The 21,341-nt window shown below is 48.0% G+C and carries 23 protein-coding genes and 1 riboswitch; of the genes, 2 read left to right on the top strand and 21 right to left on the bottom strand.

The features are described from left to right. Positions 1-6: 6 nt before the first annotated feature. The 20 genes from QF049_RS26115 to QF049_RS26020 all read right to left on the bottom strand — a co-directional run bounded on the left by QF049_RS26115 (position 7) and on the right by QF049_RS26020 (position 18,749). Positions 7-555, bottom strand: a complete 549-nt coding sequence (locus tag QF049_RS26115) for a F0F1 ATP synthase subunit delta (protein ID WP_307541743.1) — start codon at positions 553-555, stop codon at positions 7-9. Continuing rightward, on the bottom strand, positions 552-1,040 hold the full coding sequence (atpF, locus tag QF049_RS26110; RefSeq protein ID WP_036612568.1) for a F0F1 ATP synthase subunit B: 489 nt from the start codon (positions 1,038-1,040) through the stop codon (positions 552-554). Before atpF ends, QF049_RS26115 begins: the two co-directional genes overlap by 4 nt. 113 nt (positions 1,041-1,153) lie before the next feature. Further along, the gene (atpE, locus tag QF049_RS26105) at positions 1,154-1,378 is read right to left on the bottom strand and encodes a F0F1 ATP synthase subunit C (protein ID WP_017691934.1); all 225 of its coding nucleotides are present in this window, start codon (positions 1,376-1,378) and stop codon (positions 1,154-1,156) included. Between the two features lie 78 nt (positions 1,379-1,456). After that, entirely contained in the window at positions 1,457-2,275 is an 819-nt protein-coding gene (gene atpB / locus QF049_RS26100) for a F0F1 ATP synthase subunit A (RefSeq protein WP_124116536.1), read from the bottom strand. 45 nt (positions 2,276-2,320) lie between these two features. Beyond that, positions 2,321-2,698, bottom strand: coding sequence for an ATP synthase subunit I (locus QF049_RS26095; protein ID WP_062836961.1), 378 nt, complete (start codon positions 2,696-2,698; stop codon positions 2,321-2,323). Next, positions 2,691-2,945 (bottom strand): AtpZ/AtpI family protein, encoded by a 255-nt coding sequence (locus tag QF049_RS26090; protein ID WP_024632723.1) that lies wholly within the window; start codon positions 2,943-2,945, stop codon positions 2,691-2,693. The genes QF049_RS26095 and QF049_RS26090 overlap by 8 nt, the downstream gene beginning before the upstream one ends. A 186-nt stretch (positions 2,946-3,131) precedes the next feature. Then, the gene (gene wecB, locus QF049_RS26085) at positions 3,132-4,289 is read right to left on the bottom strand and encodes a non-hydrolyzing UDP-N-acetylglucosamine 2-epimerase (protein WP_307541739.1); all 1,158 of its coding nucleotides are present in this window, start codon (positions 4,287-4,289) and stop codon (positions 3,132-3,134) included. Between the two features lie 50 nt (positions 4,290-4,339). Continuing rightward, positions 4,340-4,969 (bottom strand): uracil phosphoribosyltransferase, encoded by a 630-nt coding sequence (gene upp, locus QF049_RS26080; RefSeq protein WP_017691929.1) that lies wholly within the window; start codon positions 4,967-4,969, stop codon positions 4,340-4,342. A 434-nt stretch (positions 4,970-5,403) separates the two neighbouring features. Beyond that, complete coding sequence (locus tag QF049_RS26075) at positions 5,404-6,651, bottom strand: serine hydroxymethyltransferase (protein ID WP_307541737.1); 1,248 nt, start codon at positions 6,649-6,651, stop codon at positions 5,404-5,406. A gap of 256 nt (positions 6,652-6,907) precedes the next feature. Further along, the gene (locus QF049_RS26070; RefSeq protein WP_076254013.1) at positions 6,908-7,501 is read right to left on the bottom strand and encodes a TIGR01440 family protein; all 594 of its coding nucleotides are present in this window, start codon (positions 7,499-7,501) and stop codon (positions 6,908-6,910) included. 141 nt (positions 7,502-7,642) lie between these two features. Continuing rightward, a riboswitch (ZMP/ZTP riboswitch) is annotated at positions 7,643-7,724 on the bottom strand. Between the two features lie 96 nt (positions 7,725-7,820). Further along, positions 7,821-8,393: a low molecular weight protein arginine phosphatase gene (locus QF049_RS26065; protein WP_036612575.1), complete on the bottom strand. Its 573-nt coding sequence runs from the start codon at positions 8,391-8,393 to the stop codon at positions 7,821-7,823. Between the two features lie 58 nt (positions 8,394-8,451). Beyond that, positions 8,452-9,012, bottom strand: a complete 561-nt coding sequence (locus QF049_RS26060) for a manganese efflux pump MntP (protein WP_017691925.1) — start codon at positions 9,010-9,012, stop codon at positions 8,452-8,454. A gap of 175 nt (positions 9,013-9,187) precedes the next feature. Then, positions 9,188-10,387 carry an L-threonylcarbamoyladenylate synthase gene (locus tag QF049_RS26055; protein ID WP_373428368.1) on the bottom strand — a complete coding sequence of 400 codons (1,200 nt, stop codon included), beginning with the start codon at positions 10,385-10,387 and terminating at the stop codon, positions 9,188-9,190. A gap of 236 nt (positions 10,388-10,623) precedes the next feature. Next, positions 10,624-11,283: a stage II sporulation protein R gene (spoIIR, locus tag QF049_RS26050; RefSeq protein WP_307541735.1), complete on the bottom strand. Its 660-nt coding sequence runs from the start codon at positions 11,281-11,283 to the stop codon at positions 10,624-10,626. A gap of 256 nt (positions 11,284-11,539) precedes the next feature. Further along, positions 11,540-12,760, bottom strand: coding sequence for an FtsW/RodA/SpoVE family cell cycle protein (locus QF049_RS26045; protein ID WP_307541732.1), 1,221 nt, complete (start codon positions 12,758-12,760; stop codon positions 11,540-11,542). Between the two features lie 269 nt (positions 12,761-13,029). After that, a complete protein-coding gene (locus QF049_RS26040) occupies positions 13,030-14,250 on the bottom strand; it encodes an FtsW/RodA/SpoVE family cell cycle protein (RefSeq protein WP_124116541.1) in 1,221 nt (406 codons plus the stop codon). 85 nt (positions 14,251-14,335) lie between these two features. Then, positions 14,336-15,220 carry a peptide chain release factor N(5)-glutamine methyltransferase gene (gene prmC, locus QF049_RS26035; protein ID WP_307543426.1) on the bottom strand — a complete coding sequence of 295 codons (885 nt, stop codon included), beginning with the start codon at positions 15,218-15,220 and terminating at the stop codon, positions 14,336-14,338. A gap of 24 nt (positions 15,221-15,244) precedes the next feature. Continuing rightward, positions 15,245-16,312 carry a peptide chain release factor 1 gene (gene prfA / locus QF049_RS26030; protein ID WP_017691918.1) on the bottom strand — a complete coding sequence of 356 codons (1,068 nt, stop codon included), beginning with the start codon at positions 16,310-16,312 and terminating at the stop codon, positions 15,245-15,247. A 672-nt stretch (positions 16,313-16,984) separates the two neighbouring features. Continuing rightward, positions 16,985-18,085 (bottom strand): redox-regulated ATPase YchF, encoded by a 1,101-nt coding sequence (gene ychF / locus QF049_RS26025; RefSeq protein WP_307541729.1) that lies wholly within the window; start codon positions 18,083-18,085, stop codon positions 16,985-16,987. Positions 18,086-18,278: 193 nt separating this feature from the next. Then, a complete protein-coding gene (locus tag QF049_RS26020; RefSeq protein WP_307541727.1) occupies positions 18,279-18,749 on the bottom strand; it encodes a GNAT family N-acetyltransferase in 471 nt (156 codons plus the stop codon). A 217-nt stretch (positions 18,750-18,966) separates the two neighbouring features. Between QF049_RS26020 and QF049_RS26015 the strand changes: the two genes are divergently transcribed. Next, on the top strand, positions 18,967-19,401 hold the full coding sequence (locus QF049_RS26015; RefSeq protein WP_307541725.1) for a hypothetical protein: 435 nt from the start codon (positions 18,967-18,969) through the stop codon (positions 19,399-19,401). Positions 19,402-19,476: 75 nt separating this feature from the next. Beyond that, complete coding sequence (locus tag QF049_RS26010; protein ID WP_307541723.1) at positions 19,477-19,929, top strand: hypothetical protein; 453 nt, start codon at positions 19,477-19,479, stop codon at positions 19,927-19,929. 150 nt (positions 19,930-20,079) lie between these two features. Here QF049_RS26010 and fni read toward each other — a convergent pair whose 3' ends face one another. After that, positions 20,080-21,147, bottom strand: a complete 1,068-nt coding sequence (gene fni, locus QF049_RS26005) for a type 2 isopentenyl-diphosphate Delta-isomerase (protein ID WP_307541721.1) — start codon at positions 21,145-21,147, stop codon at positions 20,080-20,082. Between the last annotated feature and the right edge of the window lie 194 nt (positions 21,148-21,341).

Below are 21,341 nucleotides of genomic sequence, written 5' to 3'. Positions count from 1 at the left end.
CCCAATCTACTGTACTCGTCTGTTAAAAGACTGCTCAAGACGTTCGAGCTTGCCAGCCAAGCTGCCGTCATAGATCGTATCGCCAATGGCGACTTTCAATCCGCCCAGCAGAGTCGGATCAACAATGTTCTCGATACGAATCTTTTTATTCACACGGCCACCGAATTCACGGGCTACCGCTTCTTTTTCTTCATCATTCAACGCATAAGTCGAGTAAACACGTGCATCAGCGATGCCCAGCGACTCACCTTGGATCTTCCGATAATCATTCAGCAAGTCTCCCAGCAATTCAACGCGTCCGCGCTCAATCAACAACAAGACTGTACGAAGGACTGAATCGGATACCTTGCCATCAAGGCTTGAGTGAATCACGTTCTGCTTGGCTTCATCAGAAATGTTAGGGGATACGATAAATTTCTCGATATCTGCATCTCCGGTCAATGCAATGACTACTGCCACCAGTTCCTGTTCAACCTCAAGCACCTGCTGTTGCTGAAGTGCAACTTCGAACAATGCTTTCGCATAACGCTTGGCAACAATCGTATCGCGGCTCATTGTCGGCCTCCTACCTCATTGAGGTATTGGTTCACAAGCTCTTCTTGTGCAGGACCGTTCTCAACTTCTTTTTTGATCAACTTGGATGCAATCTGAACGGAAGCTGTACCCAGTTCGCTGCGAAGTGCTGCGACTGCTTTGTTCTTCTCGCTCTCGATTTCGCGTACTGCATCATCTTTCAGACGATTAGCTTCAGCTTTTGCATCAGCCAAAATCGATTCAGCTTGTTTGCCACCTGTTTGTTTGGACTGTTCAATGATGTCGTAAGCATCTTGACGTGCTTGCTCAAGAGCTTGTTTTTGTTCCTCCACATAGGCAATGGCCTGTTCCCGAGTCTGTGCAGCCTCATTCATCTGCGTCATCACGAGTTCACGACGTTTTTCCATAATGGAGAACAAAGGCCCGAAGGCATAACGGCTAAGCAGCCAATATAAAATTGCAAATGCAACAATCGCAAGAAGCGTATTTTCCCATATGAAACTCAATCTGTTCACTCCTTCCTGGAGGTATCCTTGAAACGTCATCCGTTAGAACGGACATTACCTAAAAAGAAGGCGCGGATGGCTATGGCCTTCCCCGCCAAACCTTTAAAATTTAATTAAGCCATACCGTAGAACATGAACGCGAGTACCACACCGATGATCGGCAATACCTCGATCAAACCTACACCGATAAACATTGTTGTTTGAAGAGTGGATTTTGCTTCCGGTTGACGGGCAATACCTTCCACCGTTTTGCTGATTACCATACCGTTACCAATACCTGCGCCAAACGCGCCCAGTCCTGCAACAATTGCTGCTGCGATTAATGCCATTGCTCCCATTTGTATATCCTCCTTAAAATGATAAATCGAATTTTTTATTGTTCAGCCTGGTGAAGAAATCTTCGTAGGGCTTGAAACTTAATGCTCGTCGTGCGTCTCGATGCTCTGTGAAATGTACACCATCATCAAGATAACAAACACAAATGCCTGGATCGCGCCGATAAAGATACTGAAGCCTTGCCACACCATTAGTAGCGGAATCGCTGCAATAGCACCAAACACTTTAAATGTGGTCAGTTTCAGGATCGTTGCGATCAGTACCTCACCCGCGAAGATATTCGCGAATAGACGCATACCGTGTGTCAACAGCTTGGATGCCGTCTCAATCAAGTTGATTGGCAAGAACAAAGCGAATGGTTTCAGGTAATGCTGGAGATATCCTTTCGTGTTGCGGAACAATCCCAGTCCATGAGATACAAGGAACGCTACGAGAGCAAGTCCCATCGTTACAGACAAGTCGGCTGTTGGTGATTTCCACCAAGCCAATTCAACGTGTGGGTGTGCTTCAGGGTCCTTGGCATGTGCTTCTTCAAACGCCTCCACCGCTGTAACAATCGGCTTACCGAATACCTGTGCCTGATTAACATCTGTTACCTCAGATACAGCCACGAGCGGAAGGCCGAGCATGTTCCCTACAAAAATGAACATAATCATGGAAAGAGCGAGAGAGATAAAATGTTTACCTTTCTTCATATCCATTGTACTGGAAATCAGATTGCGGACGAATTCTACTGCCCACTCCATAAAATTTTGCAGCTTGCCGGGATTTTCAACGGATAATCTCCGTGTTGCCAGTACAGCAAAAATAAAAACAATTGCACCTGTAACTACCAGCATCAACAGAACCGATAGATCCAATCGAAATCCGCCAAGCATAATAATTGGAGCTTCATGCATATTTTTCTCACCCCTTTCTCGACTTGAAAGCTGCAGCCCTTAACATCATTCTGCTCTGCGGGAATGGACAATCCCTATAATCAGTAAGGAAAATTGTGCAATGACGAGACCGCCTGCAACCGCATATGTATTGAAGTACTGCGGAAAGCGCATCGATATGAATATACCGAGCACAGCGAGTGCCGCCCTTGTCAAAAATCCCAGGTTCACACGCTTCAAGTTACCTTCTGCCGCATCATCAGACATTTTCCTTACTTTGTAGCCCAAGTAAAATGCATTGATCCAGCTAATTCCTGTACCCAGGGCTAGTCCCAAAGCAATTGTCTCCACACGTGGCATAAAGGCCGCTGCGAGAAAACAAATCATAAGAAAGTACATGATGAAAACAGTCATCGATCTGCGGTATCTGGTTAGTTCACTCATCACTTTCCCCCATGAATTTTTTCGCGATAAAGTAGATGCTTACACCGCCTGCCGCAAGAAAAAAGAGAACGCTTACGGCGATCCATATTCCGTTACCTCCGATGGTCTTGTCCAACCAGGAGCCAGCGTAATATCCGGCAACAGCGAGAATGGCAATCTCGATCCCAAAAGCTGTCACGAGCCCCATCGCTTTCCATACATTATCGTCATGGTTACGGGATGAATTTGGTTTGTTCGAATCGGCCATTTTCCACGCCACCCTTGCAATCCCAGTTAATTTTACTGAATGATGAGAGCCTTTGTCAATTGAATGATTTTAGCGTTTTAAAGGGGAAAACGACGGGAATACAGACCCTCAAAGCCCATAAACCCGCGTAAACCGTACAGTTTAACTGTATGCTATGCCCTTTATAAATCCGTCAGAAAAAATGTATTATTTTTTGAATTTTCTGTGAAATGATTCCGGACGCTCACTATTTACACCAAAATGGTGCAAAATCGCATTGACAATTCTTTCCGAAGCATGTCCATCACCGTATGGATTGGCAGCCTGACTCATGCTTGCATACAGGGTTTTGTCTGTAAGCAGAGCTTTGGTCCGTTCATACACACGTTCCTCTTCAGTACCTACCAATTCCAGCGTTCCGGCTTCAATACCTTCCGGGCGTTCTGTTGTATCGCGCAATACGAGCACAGGCACACCATACGAAGGCGCTTCTTCCTGCAAACCGCCGGAATCGGTCAAAATCAAGTGAGTGTGCGGGTAAAAGTTATGCAAATCCACCACGTCTAGTGGATCAATTAATTGAATACGGGGATGATTCCCCAAAATCGCGTGAGCCGGCTCCTTCACAGCAGGACTTGGATGCACCGGGTACACGATGGCAATATCTTCGAATTCGTCGGCAATCCGTTTGACGGCCTGGAAAATGTTGCGGTGAGGCTCGCCCTGAGATTCACGGCGATGAGCTGTCATCAGCACAAGGCGTTTGCCTTGGGCCCAATCAAGTACCGGGTGTGTGTAGTCCTCCCGTACTGTATATTGAAACACATCTGTTACCGTGTTGCCTGTGACGTACGTACTAGACTCTGATTTATTTTCTTTGGCAAGATTGGAAGAAGACCAATCCGTAGGCGCAAAGTGTAGATCCGCCAGTACTCCCGTCAGCTGACGATTCATCTCTTCCGGATATGGAGACAACTTGTTCCACGTCCGCAGCCCCGCTTCCACATGCCCTACCTGAATCTGTTGCAGGAATGCTGCATAGCTCGCTACAAAGGTAGTTAATGTATCCCCGTGAACCAGTACAATATCCGGCTTAGCTTCAGCTAACACCGGCTCCAGACCGCCGAGCACACGAATTGTAATTTCATTCAATGTCTGACGGTCCTTCATCACATCCAGATCATAATCGGGATGAATGTCGAAAACTTCAAGTACCTGATCCAACATCTGGCGATGCTGCGCAGTTACGCAAACAATAGATTCAATAGACTCAGGGTGTTTCTGCAATTCCAAAATAAGCGGAGCCATCTTGATGGCTTCCGGACGCACCCCGAAGATCGTCATGACTTTAATTTTGTTGGACATTCGAGCAAAGCCCCTTTTCTATAAGTTCCGATTACAAGCATGCGATATGCTTATTTAGTGCCGTATAGACGGTCTCCTGCATCTCCAAGCCCTGGAACGATATAACCATGATCATCCAGACGGTCGTCCAATGCTGCTACATAGATGTCCACATCGGGATGTGCATCTTGCACAGCTTTTACGCCTTCCGGTGCTGCAACCAGGTTCATCATTTTGATTTGGGTACAACCACGTTTTTTGAGCACGTCAATAGCTGCAATTGCCGAACCACCAGTTGCCAGCATCGGATCAATTACAATCAATTGACGCTCTGTTACGTCTGTAGGCAGTTTGGTGTAGTATTCTACCGGTTGCAGTGTTTCCGGGTCACGGAACAGACCAACATGTCCAACTTTTGCCGCTGGCAACAATTTCACAACGCCATCCAGCATTCCGAGTCCTGCGCGCAGAATTGGCACCAGTCCGAGCATACGTCCAGAGATGACTTTACCTTGTGTTGCAGCTACAGGTGTCTGTACATCAATCGTTTCCAGTTCAACATCTCTTGTAATCTCATAAGCCATCAACGTTGCTACTTCATCCACCAATTCACGAAAATCTTTCGTATTCGTACGCATGTCGCGTATAAACGTCAGTTTGTGTTGAATCAAAGGGTGATCACATATTACTAATTTTCCCATCTAATTTGTCCCTCCGGTAAGTTCTTCATGTTAAGCATTTCCAAATATACCTAGCCACCATTCATGGGCTCGATAAATCCTGTATATTATATCATCACCAACAACGAATTACACCATCAAAGGGCACCCAATCATTACAGAATACCGAATCCTATAAAAAACAGGACCGGAAAATGATCCATCCGGTCCTGTTTTGCTCATGCTGTTATGTCGTTGAGATAAGGAAAATGATAAATACAATTGCACTCCGCCACCAGAATGCTCCTTCGATCGCTGTTATTCCCGAATTTTATGAATCACCTTATAAAGGTGTAAATTCGGGAATAAATGCGAACGCTTCGCTTCTACGGCCTCATTCTGTCTGCTTCGTTATTTTGTATTCCATTTTAGAGAAACTCAAATACAAACAGCACGAGCAAAGTTTTTTAGTAATCTTAGTATTTAAGGTCGGTATAGAGCGGGAATTGGTCTGTCAGTGCAGTCACTTCTGCACGAGCTTCATCCAGCTTCGCCGTATCTTTTGGATTTTTCAGTGTTTTGGCAATGATCTTACCAATAGCAACCATCGCTTCTTCGTTCATGCCACGGGAAGTTGCAGCAGGTGTACCAATTCGAATACCACTCGTTACAAACGGGCTTGTAGGGTCGAATGGAATGGCATTTTTGTTCACGGTAATACCGATGGAATCGAGCACATGCTCAGCTTCCTTACCTGTGATGTTTACACTCCGTGTGTCGATCAGCATCAAGTGGTTATCTGTACCACCGGATACGATGTTCAATCCTTCAGCGATCAGTGTTTCAGCCAGAACCTGTGCGTTTTTCACGACGTTCTGTGCATATGTTTTGAACTCTGGTTGCAAAGCTTCTCCAAATGCTACCGCTTTGGAAGCAATTACGTGCATCAAAGGACCACCTTGGGAACCCGGGAATACCGCTTTATCAATAGCTGCTGCCCATGCTTTGCGGCACAGAATCATACCACCACGAGGTCCACGCAGCGTTTTGTGTGTAGTTGTTGTTACGAAATGCGCATGTGGAACCGGGTTTGGATGCAAACCAGCAGCAACCAGTCCTGCGATGTGAGCCATGTCTACCATGAACAAAGCGCCTATATCATTGGCGATGGAAGCGAGCTTTTCAAAATCAATGGTACGCGGATATGCACTTGCACCTGCAACGATCAGACGAGGGCGGTGTTTGAAAGCCGCTTTCCGTACTTCATCATAATCAATCAGGAATGTATCTTCCTGTACGCCGTATGCTACAAAGTTGTACAGCAAACCGGATGCGTTAACCGGGCTACCGTGTGTGAGGTGTCCACCATGGGCAAGGTTCATACCGAGTACAGTATCACCAGGTTTCAACGCTGCAAGATATACTGCCATGTTCGCTTGTGCACCGGAGTGAGGTTGAACATTCACGTGTTCTGCTCCGAACAATTCTTTTGCACGATCACGCGCGATGTCTTCAACGATGTCCACATGCTCACAACCGCCATAGTAACGTTTACCTGGATATCCTTCAGCGTACTTGTTGGTCAGAACAGATCCCATTGCTTCGATTACTGCTTCACTTACGATGTTCTCGGATGCAATCAGTTCGATGTTGTTCTGTTGACGTTTCAGTTCAAGATTCATCGCTTCCAGTACTGCCGGGTCATTCTTGCGCAATTGTTCCATGATTAAATTCCTCCCAGTTTATAAGTGAAGTTATAAAGTGAAACTAATGTTTACACGAAAACAGCGAGTGCAACACCAATCTGAAGAAACGAAGTGGTCGCCCAAAAGCTTTCTTTAGAAAGCTACTCCGGAAGCATAGGCTATCACCGGATTTCCCCTTTAAATAGGGAATTAAAAAATCTGGGGATAACAGCGATCGGAAGATGGTGATGCAATCAAAGTCAGGAGTGTAACCCAATTAGTCTCGCTTTATATGTTAGTCACAAAATGTCGAATCTGGTTGTTCTTCCATACGATACACCGCGCGTTCGCCGCCAATCAACTTCGGACGGGTCAACGCTGTGGTTACACGAGCATCTCCAACATAGCGAAGCGCTGTACGATAGGGTACGGCTACATGCCGGAGATGCATCCCAATCATCGTCTCCCCAATGTCCAGGCCCGCATGGGCCTGCACATGTTCAGCCAGGCATGGATCGGTCAGCGAACGATATGCTGCGGATGCCATTGAACCTCCAGCCTTGGGCACGGGTACTGCACCAACCTCGGTCAATCCAAGTCGAGTAAGCACAGAACGTTCCATTACCAGCGCACGGTTCAGATGCTCACAACATTGGAATACCGTGTCAAAACCGAATTCCTCCTGCACCTCGCGTATACCCGCAAGAAGCTGCTGCGCCACTTCAATGGCACCACTCGTACCAATCCGAGCCCCTGCGACTTCACTTGTGCTTGTACCGATCACAACGATCTGTCCAGGTCCAAGCTGTCCGGCAAGCGCCAGTTCATGCAGAATAGACGCGGTCTGTTCCTGCAATCCGGGTTGTTCCGAATCTAACTCTATAGTCATCCTATCATCGCCTCCCGATAAAATCATGCCCGCTGTCTCTTGGCTGTCCTTCGTATTCTTGCACGGCATCTCAGGTACTATTATAGCGAATAATCAGATGAAAGACGAAAAAAAGAGCAGTCTGCGGGTAACGCAGAATTGCTCTTTTGCCCAGGCGACCGGCCGTTTGTTCCGGTGCTCCATCGTGGTTATGCCCACTTCGTCGCCAGTTACACCGGATCCCTGTTTTCCCCTTCATCATAAAACAACCCGCGTCTAAAATCAACGGTTAATTTACATCATGTGTCCTATTTCTATAACCTGCCCCGCAGGATCAGAATTATCCCAGCTTATCCAAAAGCCGGTCCAATGCCGTCCGAATCTCGGCTGCAGCTATATTGTAATCATCACGACTTCCCCCAAACGGATCGGAGATGTCGAAACTTGGAATTCGTTGTCTAATCTCAATGGCTCGCTCACGCTCCGATGCCAAGATCTCTTGCCCAAGGGCACGTTTCATCTCAAGTGTTGCAAACAGGCTGTCCAACTCCTGAACATCACTTAATACCTGTTCATCATCCTCCACATATTCTTTCAATGTATAGGTTTTGTGGACTGAGTCGGGAAAAACCTGCATGACATGCTGCTTATGACTCCGCGTTAATGTAAGAACCAGATCGGCCCAACCTACCAGGTTAGAGCTAAGCTGTGTGGAATGAGGTGGACCTTCAACATTATGATCTCTCAAAACCGCTTCAGCATGACGGGAGATCGGCATCCCCGACGTTGCTGCCACACCTGCGGAGCGAACCTCTACCTGAATGCCGCGCTCCGATGCCAGTTTTCGCAAAAGCCCCTCTGCCATGGGGCTGCGGCACGTATTTCCTGTACATACGAATAAAATATGTTTCATTGTGTTAGCCTCCCCATTTTACATATGATGCGAATGATATGATATCTCAAGTTTTATTCTAAAATATAAACAAAAGTCCAAACGCAAGCAAGATTGCGCCACCAATAGCTTCGCCGTAATCCCCGAGATTCTGGCTCACCCGACGGCCTAATAGCAGACCCATAACCGACATCACCCCGCCACAAACGCCGAAAGCAAGTACGGTTAAGATCAGATCACTGCTAAACATCCCTAAGGAAACGCCAACGGAGAACGAATCCACACTTACGCTGAGGGAGAACAAAACAACGCCGAGCAGGGAACGGTGGTCCACCAGCTTTGTATCGCCTTCACGGAATGCATTCAGAATCATATGAGCACCCAGCAAAACAAGCAATCCACCTGCCGCATACGTCGTAATGTCACCGAGCAGGGAGCTGACGTATTTGCCCATATACATGCCGATGAGCGGCATGATGATATGAAATAGCGCCGTTACAATACTGATTCGCAATACATCCCGCAGCCGAATGCCCTTCATGCCAATTCCGATTCCGAGTGAGAACGCATCGAGGCCAAGCGCAACAGCCATGATCAAAATGGTTACCAACTGCCCTACATGGGCAGACACATCCCACATCCCCATACCCCCAAGTCACGTAAAGGTTCTTGTACACGATATGCGGACAAGGACCTAAACATGACCGATGAAAGGCAAACGGCGACGGATCTCTGGTCAGATGCTGGCTTTATCGAATCTTGATTTTGTTTTGGAAAAAGTTAAGCAACTCTCCTGACTGTGTGATCAGGAAAGGTTAAGAGGGTTGCTGGTTGCCAACTTGGATGAGTTGGTTACCCGCGGCCTTGAGCAGCCGATTCATGACGGCTGCTCCCAGCCCTTCGCGTGAGCAGGCTTCAGCCACAATATATGTGGCGCCTTGCTCATCGCAGCTGCGCAGCGCAGCGTATAGCCGGCGCGCTGCTTCTTCCAGCTCGCTGGCGTCTCCCAGCGAGAACACGGCATCGGCGCGGTACTGCTCCGCGTGCTCGGCGAACGCCAGCACCGCGGTGCGCTCTCCGCGCTGCGCCGCCTCTGCGAGGGCGGCGCTGATCCAGGCCGCCACCGCTGCGGGCGGCCCCTCTACCACGCACAGCGCCCCTGCGGGTGCGTAGTGCGTGTACTTCATGCCCGGCGAGCGTGGCGCCGGGCTACCCACGCCATCGGCCCCCTCCGCGAGTAGCGCAGGGTCCGTGGCGACACGGGCGGCAACGGCGGACAGTTGTTCCGCCGTAATGCCGCCAGGGCGCAGGATGGTGACGGTACCGTCGTCACCGACCTGCACAACCGTGGACTCGACGCCCACCCCGGTGGGGCCGCCGTCCACAATGCCGCCGATGCGGCCATCCAGATCCTCGCGCACATGAGACGCGAGTGTCGGGCTTGGCCGCCCGGAGCGGTTGGCGCTTGGCGCAGCCACAGGGCATGCCGCCGCCGCGATCAACTGCAAGGCCACCGGATGGTCCGGCATGCGCACGGCCACCGTGTCCAGACCGGCGGTGACACGCGGGGACACCGCCCCCGGCCTAACCGGCAGCACCAGCGTCAGTGGTCCCGGCCAGAAGGCCGCCATCAGCGCTTCCGCTGTTTCGTTCACTTCCGTGACCAGAGCATCCAACTGGTCACGGTGCGCGATATGCACAATCAGTGGATTGTCGGAAGGTCGGCCTTTGGCGACAAATACAGCCTCCACAGCTGCTGTGCTACGCGCATCGGCACCCAGGCCATAGACCGTCTCGGTCGGAAAGGCCACCGTCTGACCTTGACGAATGCAGGCTGCGGCAGCCTGCAAGTCGGCGAGCGCCTGTTGATCGGCGCTCCCCTTTTTCACATCCAACAATTCAATATTACCCATTCCATGAGCATTTTCAGCGCTCACCAAGACGCGTACATCCCACATCTCGGTCACCAGTCCTCCCGGAGCTTTCGTATCACGGTCTTCTCTACCATCCCTCATCTCAGAGGTGTGTTGCAATGGTTCGTTTTCTCTGCTCATATATCATCATTCCTAAACTTCAAGTAGGTTAGTTCATATCCATATTCAATATAAGTAATTATAACATACCTGTCCCGCCTCGGATGCCCCTCACCTTCACTCCACGCATGAGTCTCACTATAACCTCGCCACCAATTCATATCAAAAGGGCATCTCCCATAATCGAAGTCGCCCTTTACCATAGTATAAATTCGTTGTTATGCGAACAATCCAGTTACCCAACTCCACAGTTTCACAGCCATATCCCACAGAAAGAATCTCGCCTCCGGTGTATCTCCCTGTACAGATGCCTCGGCATCTCCTGGTTCAGCAGCTGCGGCCGATACCGTTGAAGGTTTCGCCAGTGCATCCCCAGTCCCTGCATCAATGAAGCACAGCGGCGGGAACAACACACACCACCAGTTCTGACCCTTGCCTTCCCCCAGCGTGATCCGAACCGCTTCATAATCTCCGGCAGGATACACAGTGCCACCATATAGTTTGGTCGGGAACGGAACAGAACCCAGCTCCACCTGATACTCATAATTTAAACCGCGACTGGCCAACTCTTCTCCTACTCTATTCTCAATCTCGGACAAATGCTCACGAATAACCTTGCGCGCCTCATCCAGACTTTGCGGATTCTCCAGCTCGGCTACCCACTCGCCCATCTGAGCAACGACAGCATCCCGAATCTCACGTTTTACCAATTGATCTCCCGGTGCATCCGAGTTTGCTAGAATACGCAAGCGAATCGATTGTTCAGGAATCGCTGTGGCCGCCACAGCTGCATCCGTTTTCTGACCTTCCCACATCATGATAATCATCATAAGACATACAATAATAAGTCCAATTTGCTTTACAGTTCTTCTGCTCATTCCGTTCTCCCCCTCGGCTCTCTGATCACGTTGCCTGCAACTCTCTCATGTCTATCAGTATGCCCGGTAGAGACGGAAGTAAACCTAGCATTTGCAATAAATCTACTAAATCGATTCTATGATATACATTCGCTCACCAGCCATATTAAAAAGGCTGATCTACACCTGGTTACAGGGCAAATCAACCTCTTTATTCCTACGAACAGTCACGTTATACGTCTCACTACTTTACTTTTCACCTACACCGACTCAACAGTTACACAGCACTTTTCTCTTTCTTGAGCATATTCCATAAACGTTCCGACAACCGAGGTTGCTGCTCCCCCATCAGAAGTTCATCCTCCTCTTCTTGCCCGTACAACTTAATGCTCATGACCACCCCAATACAAGCCATATTAATGAGCAGAGAGGTGCCACCGTAACTGATGAACGGTAACGTAATGCCTGTGAGTGGCATCAGTCCGAGGAACGCCCCTACGTTCTCAAACACCTGATACAACAACATTCCGATAATACCTACAATGACGACGGGACCAGCGCGATCTCTGCATGCCAAAGCAATCAGCACCATACGTTGAATCAGAATAAAGTACAACAGAATCAGTAGGGATGCACCAACAAAGCCAAACTCCTCTGCGATCACAACAAAAATGGAATCAGAATACGTGTAGGGGACTCGTCCACTTTGAACGGATGTTCCTTGCAAGTAACCTTTGCCGATGATGCCCCCTGAACCAATGGCTAAACCTGCATTTTTCGTATGCCAGGAAGCTTTGGAGGTAGCCTTTTCCGGTACAAGCCAGGGATCAATTCGCTCTGCCCAATGCTCACGTTTTATCTTTTCAAGAAAAGTAAATACTTCATCATGGTAGAAGGTATAGGCTTTGACAAAACCAAAAGACGCCACTCCCACAATCGCCAGTGCAATCAATGCGTGCTTCAGCCTCATATTACCGATCCAGAATACCGCAGCCAGAATTACCACATACCCCAGCGCATTTCCCAAATCATTCTGAGCCATAACAAGGGCAAACGGAATAAACGCCCAGCAGCCAATCGGCACAATATCTCTCCAAAATTTCAACGTGCCTCGTTGTCTCTTCACGATCAAATGGGCGAGAAACAGAATCAGAATCATCTTGAACAGCTCTGCCGGTTGAAAAGAAAAGTTCTCGCCCAGCTTCAGCCAGCCGTTAGCATTATTGATCGAACTGCCCAGGACATTCGCAAGGATCAATAGTATGATCCCCAAGCCATACAAATAAAACGCATATTTCACGTATAACTTGTAATTCACAAGCCCGATCATAAGCACCGCAATGAACCCGGCCACATAGAAATAAATCGTTTTGACATGATGATTCGCCAGTTTGGCATCTGTCTGCGTTCCGCTATAGATCGCAAATACACTAATAATCATGAGCAACAGCATTACAAAAAGAATCACACCGTCCATCTTTTTCAGCATTCTCAACATGACGCCGTCCATCCCCCTGAAATCTAGCATTCTATGATTTCCAATTGTACTCAATATTACCATTGTATATAATTGGATAATAAAATGGAAATCTGGATGCTTCAGGGTGACAATCAAACCATTCAATGGCCTGACTCACACTCTAAAAACAATAAAAACCCCAAAACATCCACCCCAATGTGACTTGGGCTGATCTGTTCCAGGGTTCTATAGTTATCTAGCTTATATACATAAATCTGACGTGTTAGTTCACGGTTTGATTCGAGAACTTATTGCTCCTGCTGGGATGGCTTGCGTCTTAACAATTTCATCACCAAATCGGTAATACTCGGTTGTTCCGCAGAGCCAAGAATATCCTCGTTCTCTTCCGTGTGGACCTTAATACTCATCACAAGACCCATGCTGATCATGTTGATCATAATGGAGGTACCACCCGAACTGATAAACGGCAGCGTAATCCCTGTCAACGGCATCAGACCAATGAATGGACCAATATTAACAAAGATCTGGTAGAGCAGCATCGCTATAATCCCAACAATGAGATAAGGCCCCGCTCGATCCTTACACTCCAGTGCAATCAGCACCAGCCTGTGAATCAGGATAAAGTACAGGAGAAGCAGTACCGAGGCACCGATGAAACCAAATTCCTCCCCAATCTGCACAAAGATGGAGTCAGCATAGGCCAGCGGCACCCGATTCGACTGAATCGTTGTGCCTTCCATATAACCTTTGCCCGTAATCCCGCCAGAACCAATCGCAAGCTTTGCATTATACGTCTGCCAGAGTACATCTCTTGAGGTCAGCTCTGGTACAAGCCAGGGGTCAAAACGATCCGCCCAGTGCGAACGTCCAATGTCATTCAGGAATTTAACAATCTCATCATGATAATGAATATATGCCTGTGTACCACCGATAAAGGTAGCCACAGCAATAATAAAACCAATGAGGGCATGCGTAAATTTAATGTTGCCGATCCATAATAGACCCACAAGAATGACAACATAACTCAACGCATTTCCCAAGTCATTTTGAAGCAATACGAGTAGTAACGGCGGCAGAACACAGAGTGAAATCGGAATAACATCACGTCCAAAATAGAGCGGACGATTCTTCTTTCGGGCCAAAAAGGCTGATAAAAACACAATCAGGCATAGCTTGAACAACTCAGCAGGCTGCAAGCTGACCCCGAAGATGGACAGCCAGCCTTTTGCCCCGTAGTACTCTTTACCAAAGAACATTACGAAAATGAGCAGCAGCATACCCACGCCATAGATATATAAATAATTTTTGATTATGAATTTATAGTTGATCATCGACATCCCAAAAAAGACTACGAATCCCAAAATATAAAAGATCACTGCACTTTTCGGGAGTCCCTCCAGCTTTGGACGACCAAACGTTGTACTGTAAATCGACAAAATACTGATACCCATCAGAATAACGAGTATAAAGACAATAGAATAGTCTATCTTTTTAAATTTGTGCAGCATGTAATTATGTTCCCCCAAGCATTCAGAAATCTTCGGTATATCTCATTGTAGAGGATTTCACGGCAAAAAGAAAACCCGCGGAACCTTACATTTTCGTCACCTGTTCCGAAGTACGAACACCCAGGACATGCCGCTCGATTCCGGCAAGGTCCGGTACAATGATTATTTCCGGCCAATGTCCTGCCGATTCAAGCAGAGCTGCGATGTCGAGAGCCTGCCCCTGGCCCAGCTCAAAACCAATGATCTGCGGCGGTGCAGGCAGCAGCGCCAACTGCTCCAGCATGACACGGTACGGTGCAAGCCCGTCCGGACCGCCGTCCAGTGCCATGCGCGGCTCATGATCGCGCACCTCTTGCTGTAACCCGGCGATATCCGCCGCCGGGATGTATGGCGGGTTGGACACCAGGATGTCCACCCGTGCCCCGGCGAACGGGGCCAGCAGATCGCCTTCACGGAAGTCGATCTGTACCCCGTTCGCGGCCGCGTTACGCGCGGCCACTTGCAGGGCAGCCGCCGAGAGATCTCCGGCGCCGACCTGCCAGCGCGGGCGCAGTGAAGCCATCGTCACCGCGATGGCACCACTGCCCGTGCCAATATCGACGGCGAGCGGAGCGCCGCCAGGAAACACGCGGTCGGCTTCGCGCAGCACAGCCTCGACCAACAGCTCGGTCTCCGGCCGGGGAATCAGCACGGCCGGCGTGACCTCGAACGGCAGCCCATAGAATTCCTGGCTGCCGATAATGTATTGCGCCGGCTCACCCGCAGCCTTGCGCGTGACGGCGTCCTCCCAGCGGCTGCGATGCTCGCTGGGAAAAGGCTCCGGCTGCATCATGTAATACGCGGCGCCATAAACGCCGAGTATATGTTCCAGCAGCAACCGGGCATTGTTTTGCGGCTCGTACACGCCGCACTTCTCCAAAAAAGAGGAAGCCTCCACGAAGGCTTCCCGACAGCTCTGTTCCGGCGTCATGACAAACTGCGCGCGGGTCACAGATTATTCTCCTCTATCCATCAACTCGGTCTGCTGGGCAATCGTCAGTGCAGACAAGATATCTTCAATCTCCCCGTTCATGATCTGATCCAGCTTGTGCATCGTCAGACCGATACGGTGATCCGTCACACGGCTTTGCGGGAAGTTGTACGTACGAATACGCTCACTGCGGTCGCCAGTTCCCACTTTACTTTTCCGCTCAACAGAGATCTTCGCTTCCTCTTCCATACGTTTCATATCGAAGATACGTGTACGCAGAACCTGCAACGCTTTTTCCTTGTTGGAGTTCTGTGATTTCCCATCCTGACATGTCGCCACAATTCCCGTTGGAACGTGCGTTACCCGTACTGCAGATTTCGTGGTATTAACCGATTGTCCACCGGCACCACTGGAACAGAACGTATCAACACGGATGTCTTTATCATGAATTTCAATATCGAAATCTTCGGCTTCAGGCATAACCGCAACCGTTGAAGTTGACGTATGAATACGTCCGCCGGATTCAGTTGTTGGAATACGCTGCACACGGTGTGCGCCGCTTTCGTATTTCATTTTGCTGTATGCGCCACGTCCGTTGATCAGGAAAACAACCTCTTTGAATCCACCAAGATCATTTGTGTTAACGTCCATCAGCTCTACACGCCAGCCTTGTGCATCTGCATAACGTGTGTACATCCGATACAGATCTGCTGCAAACAACGCTGCCTCATCTCCACCAGCTGCTCCGCGAATCTCAACAATAACGTTTTTGTCGTCATTCGGATCTTTTGGCAGCATGAGTACACGAATCAATTCGTCCAGTTCCTTCTGGCGAGTGCTCAGTTCGTCAATTTCCATTTTGACCATTTCACGCATCTCATCATCCAGTTTCTCACCCTGCATTTCCTTCGCAGCTTCGAGATCCTGACTTACCTGTTTATATTCATTGTACGCTTCATAAGTCGGTTGCAGATCGGATTGTTCTTTGGAGTATTCCCGCAACTTTTTGTTGTCACTTGCCACATCCGGGTCACACAAAAGCTCGCTCAACTTGTCATAACGGTCGGCTAACGCCTGTAATTTATCCAACATGTATAGTCACCTCACGCATTATTTTGTCCAAGCACATCACATTTTCAATAATTATTTCAATTCAACATTAATTACATCTATAATCTATATTTCACAACGCACAGGATTCTCAATGAATCCCCTGACCGCAGCATGTATTCACATTCATGTATGATCGACGTATAACATCGCTACAACGTCATCAAATCCTTTACTTTTAAAGTGATATCAAGAAATCGTGTACCCTGTATGAAACCCGCTTCAGCTCATCTGTTACAGCGCGGATTTTAACGTGGTATACGACTCTTAATTATAGCATATTCTTATGGTTCTGAATAGTAACTGTTCCGCATGCGGATGAACTAATTTTTGTATTGCAAAATACAAAATGAAATTGTTGTTCGATGTTGTTCCGAAATGTAAAATAAACAAAAGCCACGATGCGCTAACATCGTGACTTCTCTAACAAAGGCCGGTGGGCGACCACGGCGAATTTCAATCAAACGAATGAAAAACCACCGGATTGCAAGGCGACCAACCTAATCCCGGTGGTTTTTCTTGTTCCGCGCTACTTTCCACGCACTGCATAAGGCTATTAACCCCACTGCAAAACTCTAAGTCAAAGACCCCACGAACTTCACGAGAAAGTCGCAGGGTCATTTTATTAGTCTACATAAATAAACGTGTAACAACCTATACGTTGAAACGGAAGTGCATAACGTCGCCGTCATTTACAACGTACTCTTTACCTTCAAGACGAAGTTGTCCGCGCTCTTTGGCACCGTTCATGGAACCCGCTGCAACCAGATCCTCGTAGGAAACCACCTCTGCACGGATGAATCCGCGCTCGAAGTCCGTGTGAATGACACCCGCTGCGCCTGGCGCTTTGGTGCCTTTACGGATCGTCCACGCACGAACTTCCTGTACACCCGCTGTGAAGTATGTGTACAGACCGAGCAATTTGTAAGCCGCTTTGATCAACAGGTTCAGACCGGAATCCTCGATACCGAGTTCTTCCAGGAACATTTGTTTATCTTCGCCTTCCAGCTCAGAAATTTCTTCTTCAACCTTCGCGCTGATTGGCACTACTTCTGCGTTTTCAGCAGCTGCGAATTCTCTTACTTTTTGCACGTAAGCATTGTTCGCCACGTCGCCAATTTCGTCCTCAGCTACATTGGCTGCGTACAGAACAGGCTTCAGGGTAAGCAAGTGCAGATCGCGTATGATTAGAAGCTCGTCATCCGTAAGTTCCATGCTGCGTGCCGGCTTGTCATCGTACAGAACAGCCTTCACTCTCTCCAACACTTCTACTTCTTGAGAGGCAGTCTTGTTGCCGCCCTTCATGTTTTTCTTGGAGCGATCGATTTTCTTCTCAACACTCTCGATATCGGCCAGGATCAGCTCCAGATTGATTGTCTGGATGTCGCTTACCGGGTCGATTTTGCCATCGACGTGTGTAATGTTCTCATCTACAAAGCAACGTACCACGTGTACAATCGCGTCTACTTCACGGATGTGGGCAAGGAACTTGTTACCAAGACCTTCGCCTTTGCTCGCACCGCGAACCAGACCCGCGATATCTACAAACTCAAACGCCGTTGGTACTGTTTTCTTAGGTACAACGAGTTCTGTCAGTTTGTCCAAACGCTCATCGGGTACTTCAACGATACCCACGTTAGGGTCAATTGTACAGAACGGATAGTTTGCCGATTCGGCACCTGCTTGTGTAATTGCATTAAACAATGTAGATTTACCAACGTTAGGCAAACCCACGATTCCAGCTTTCAAAGCCATGTATATGACAACTCCTCATTGATTACTTGTTCGGTATGGATAATCCTATACATTATATATGACAAACCTCAAGGCATCAAGGAACTTCGCCAATTCGACCAGAGTCCCATCCGCTTCCCCAAATCCCCGGTTACTGCGGATAATTCGTTTTGCATAGATGATAACTTTTAGCCTAGATTATCCGCTTTTAGGTTTACCCTTTGATTTCCTTGTACATGGTCAGATCCGTTATCTCATATCCCATCTTGCGATACAGGCTGCTCGCCCGCACATTATGTCCAAACACATGCAGGCCAATGCGATCCACGCCAAGACTCAAGGCCGTCTGTTCAAGCGCCTCCATCGTCTCTGTTCCATACCCTTTACCGCGGTGTACTTCTTCAACCACAATGTCTAGTAAAAATGCATCTTTGCCACGACGATTATCCGTAATATTAAACCAGACATACCCCACATTACCGTCTACAGGGTGCACCAGATTGTAGAGATACGCTCCAGGCGTGTTCAAGCCCTCAGGCAGATAACGTTCATAAGATTCCTCCGCCAGTTGCTGCGCCTCTTCCTCCGCCCAAGTGCCCGCTTCTACTTTTTCCTGTGCAAAGTCTTTAATCGATCGAATGCGAAAACTCGCATAATCTTCCTGATTCATTGGAGAAAGTTTCAACTTTTTCCCCTCCTTATTTCGAGTGATCAACATTATGTAGTATCCCTGTGCAGTCCTTTTTGCACTGCTAGTATCTTATTGTATCCTGTTCTCCCGCTTGGCGCATGAAGTAATTCTGACGATTTGAACTTCAATTTTCATATGTATCCATTTTATCTATAAAAAACTTTCGATCTCTTACCATCGTTTATACCTCATAGGAAAGGAGTGCATTATATTGTACACACATCGCCGATTCTCCAAAAAGAAAATCATTATCTTGTCCGCCATCGTACTCGTCATAGGCATCATCGCCTTTAAGAGCTTTCTGAATGCAGTCGATCCCTTTCGCCACTTAAGGATCACAATCCATAATCAGTCCGACTATAACCTCACCATTATTCAGGCTAGCCTGGTCCAAGGCGACAACTCGTTAAACAACAATGAGAGTGGCTCCACCTACGTATTCGATAAGGATATTCCCAGCGGAGCAAACGTGAAATTCGCCCCGCAGCTGAAACTTTCCGGGGAGGGGGTCGTCTCCTTGGCGTTCACGGACAGTCGCGGAAAAACCTACAACAAAACGGTTTGCGGTTATACGGAATACTTGTCCGGCAATTCCTACATCACTGTAACCAATGAGAATATCACCGTGAAAGATGAATGTATGTAATCTTTCGGCAACACAATCATATAAGTAATTGGAACATCCTCATTACATACTAAAAGCATAGAGGAGGAAATTACATTGTCATTAAACATAATTTTAGGCGCAGGCTTAGCCTTCTCTTTATTACTTTCTGCACATCCAGCTAGTGCTGTTGGATTAGAGGATAGAGTCAAAGATGCTTTTACTAACCCTCCAATCACTGTGGAGAACTCTAATGATCCGATTGTTACTCCATTGGACATACAACTTATAAGACCATTCAATTACAGTAGTTACAATGCATATGAAAAATCATTCGCATTGGATTCTGACAATGGAGAGACTTCTAATCTTTGGATTAACAACACTAGTACGGATACTATTTATGTCAAGATTACTTTGGGCAATCTTTCTCCAATTGATATTCCAATCAAAAAAGGGACTCAAAAAACAACAAGAATAGGTGTTATAGGCACAACAAACGTCAAAGTTTATATCTATAGTTCAACAGGTCATAAAATGGATATGAATATAAGTGCCCGACAATTTTAATATAATAAATAGTGTAGAGGATATTTCTTAATGAAGTATCCTCTACACTATTTTTGTTGCAGATTATATAGGAAGCAATATGAGTAGACTCAAAATATATAATTAAATAACTCCAATGAAGTTTATATCATTTTCATTTTAACCCTGCGCCTAACGCCGCTCCACCAGACGTGACGTCAATTTCAAATCCTCAATCCGCCCTGAGCCAATGCCAAACATCACGGTACGCAGCTCGAATTCAACCTGTTCCAACCGCTCATTCAGCGCATCATCGGAAGCTACTGCCGATTCGAGCAGAGATCGACCGAAGCCGGCGAGATCCGCACCGAGTGCGAGGGCTTTGGCCGCATCCACGCCAGTGTACAGTCCACCGCTGCCAATCAGGGCCCCCGCTGGATTCAGCCCTCGTACTTCCTGAATACACTCCGCTGTCGGAATGCCCCAGTCGGCAAAAGCTTCCGCAGCTGCCCGACGTACAGGGTTATTGTTGCGGTACTTCTCTACCTGTACCCAGCTTGTACCACCTGCCCCGGCTACATCAATAAACGCGACACCCGCTTCATATAGGCGTTGAGCCGTCACGCCATCAATCCCAAAACCTACTTCTTTAACGCCAACAGGCACGTCTAACTCACGACACAAGTTCTCAATCCGCTGAAATAATCCGCTGAAGTTGGTATTGCCTTCCGGCTGAAAAACTTCCTGCAACGTGTTCAGATGAAGCACGAGCATGTCCGCTCCTGCAATATCTACGGCACGCTGGAAGTCGGCCGTGGTGAACCCATAGTTCAGCTGCACCGCACCCAGGTTGGCAATGACCGGAATGTCCGGTGCCCAGCGACGGACATCGAAGGTACTCGCGAGTTCCGGCTGTTCCACGGCAGCCCGGATCGAACCTACGCCGAGCGCCCAGCCTCTGGCGTTTGCTACTCGGGCGAGACGTTCATTGATGGCGCCTGTTGTTTTGCTTCCACCCGTCATCGAACTGATGAGCAAGGGTGTGCGTACTTTTTTGCCAATAAACGAAGTCTCCAGATGCACCTCTTCAAAATCCAGTTCCGGCAGTGGGTGATGACGAAACGCATACCGCTCCATACCGCTGGTTACCCCTTCTCCTGCCACATTCTCCTCAAGACAGAGGCGCACGTGTTCCAGCTTCCGTTCTCCCGTAGCCACTTCGGGAAGCAGCCGTTCGCCGGCTCGCTCTTGTTCATTCATGATGAGACCTCCTATGTGAGAATCGTGCGGATCGACAGGATAACCTGCCTGTTCCTAGCTTCTATGTATATAAGTCTTTTGTAAAAAAGACAAAACATTTATTAAATAAGCATTACAGCTCAACTCTATCCAGTATAACGTTCCAAACCATCTATTGAAAGGATGCCCCGACACCACATGTCTCACTTAAATCT

This window comes from Paenibacillus sp. W4I10 (genome assembly GCF_030816325.1).
GTDB lineage: Bacteria > Bacillota > Bacilli > Paenibacillales > Paenibacillaceae > Paenibacillus > Paenibacillus amylolyticus_B.
This window is presented reverse-complemented; position numbering and strand designations above follow the sequence as displayed.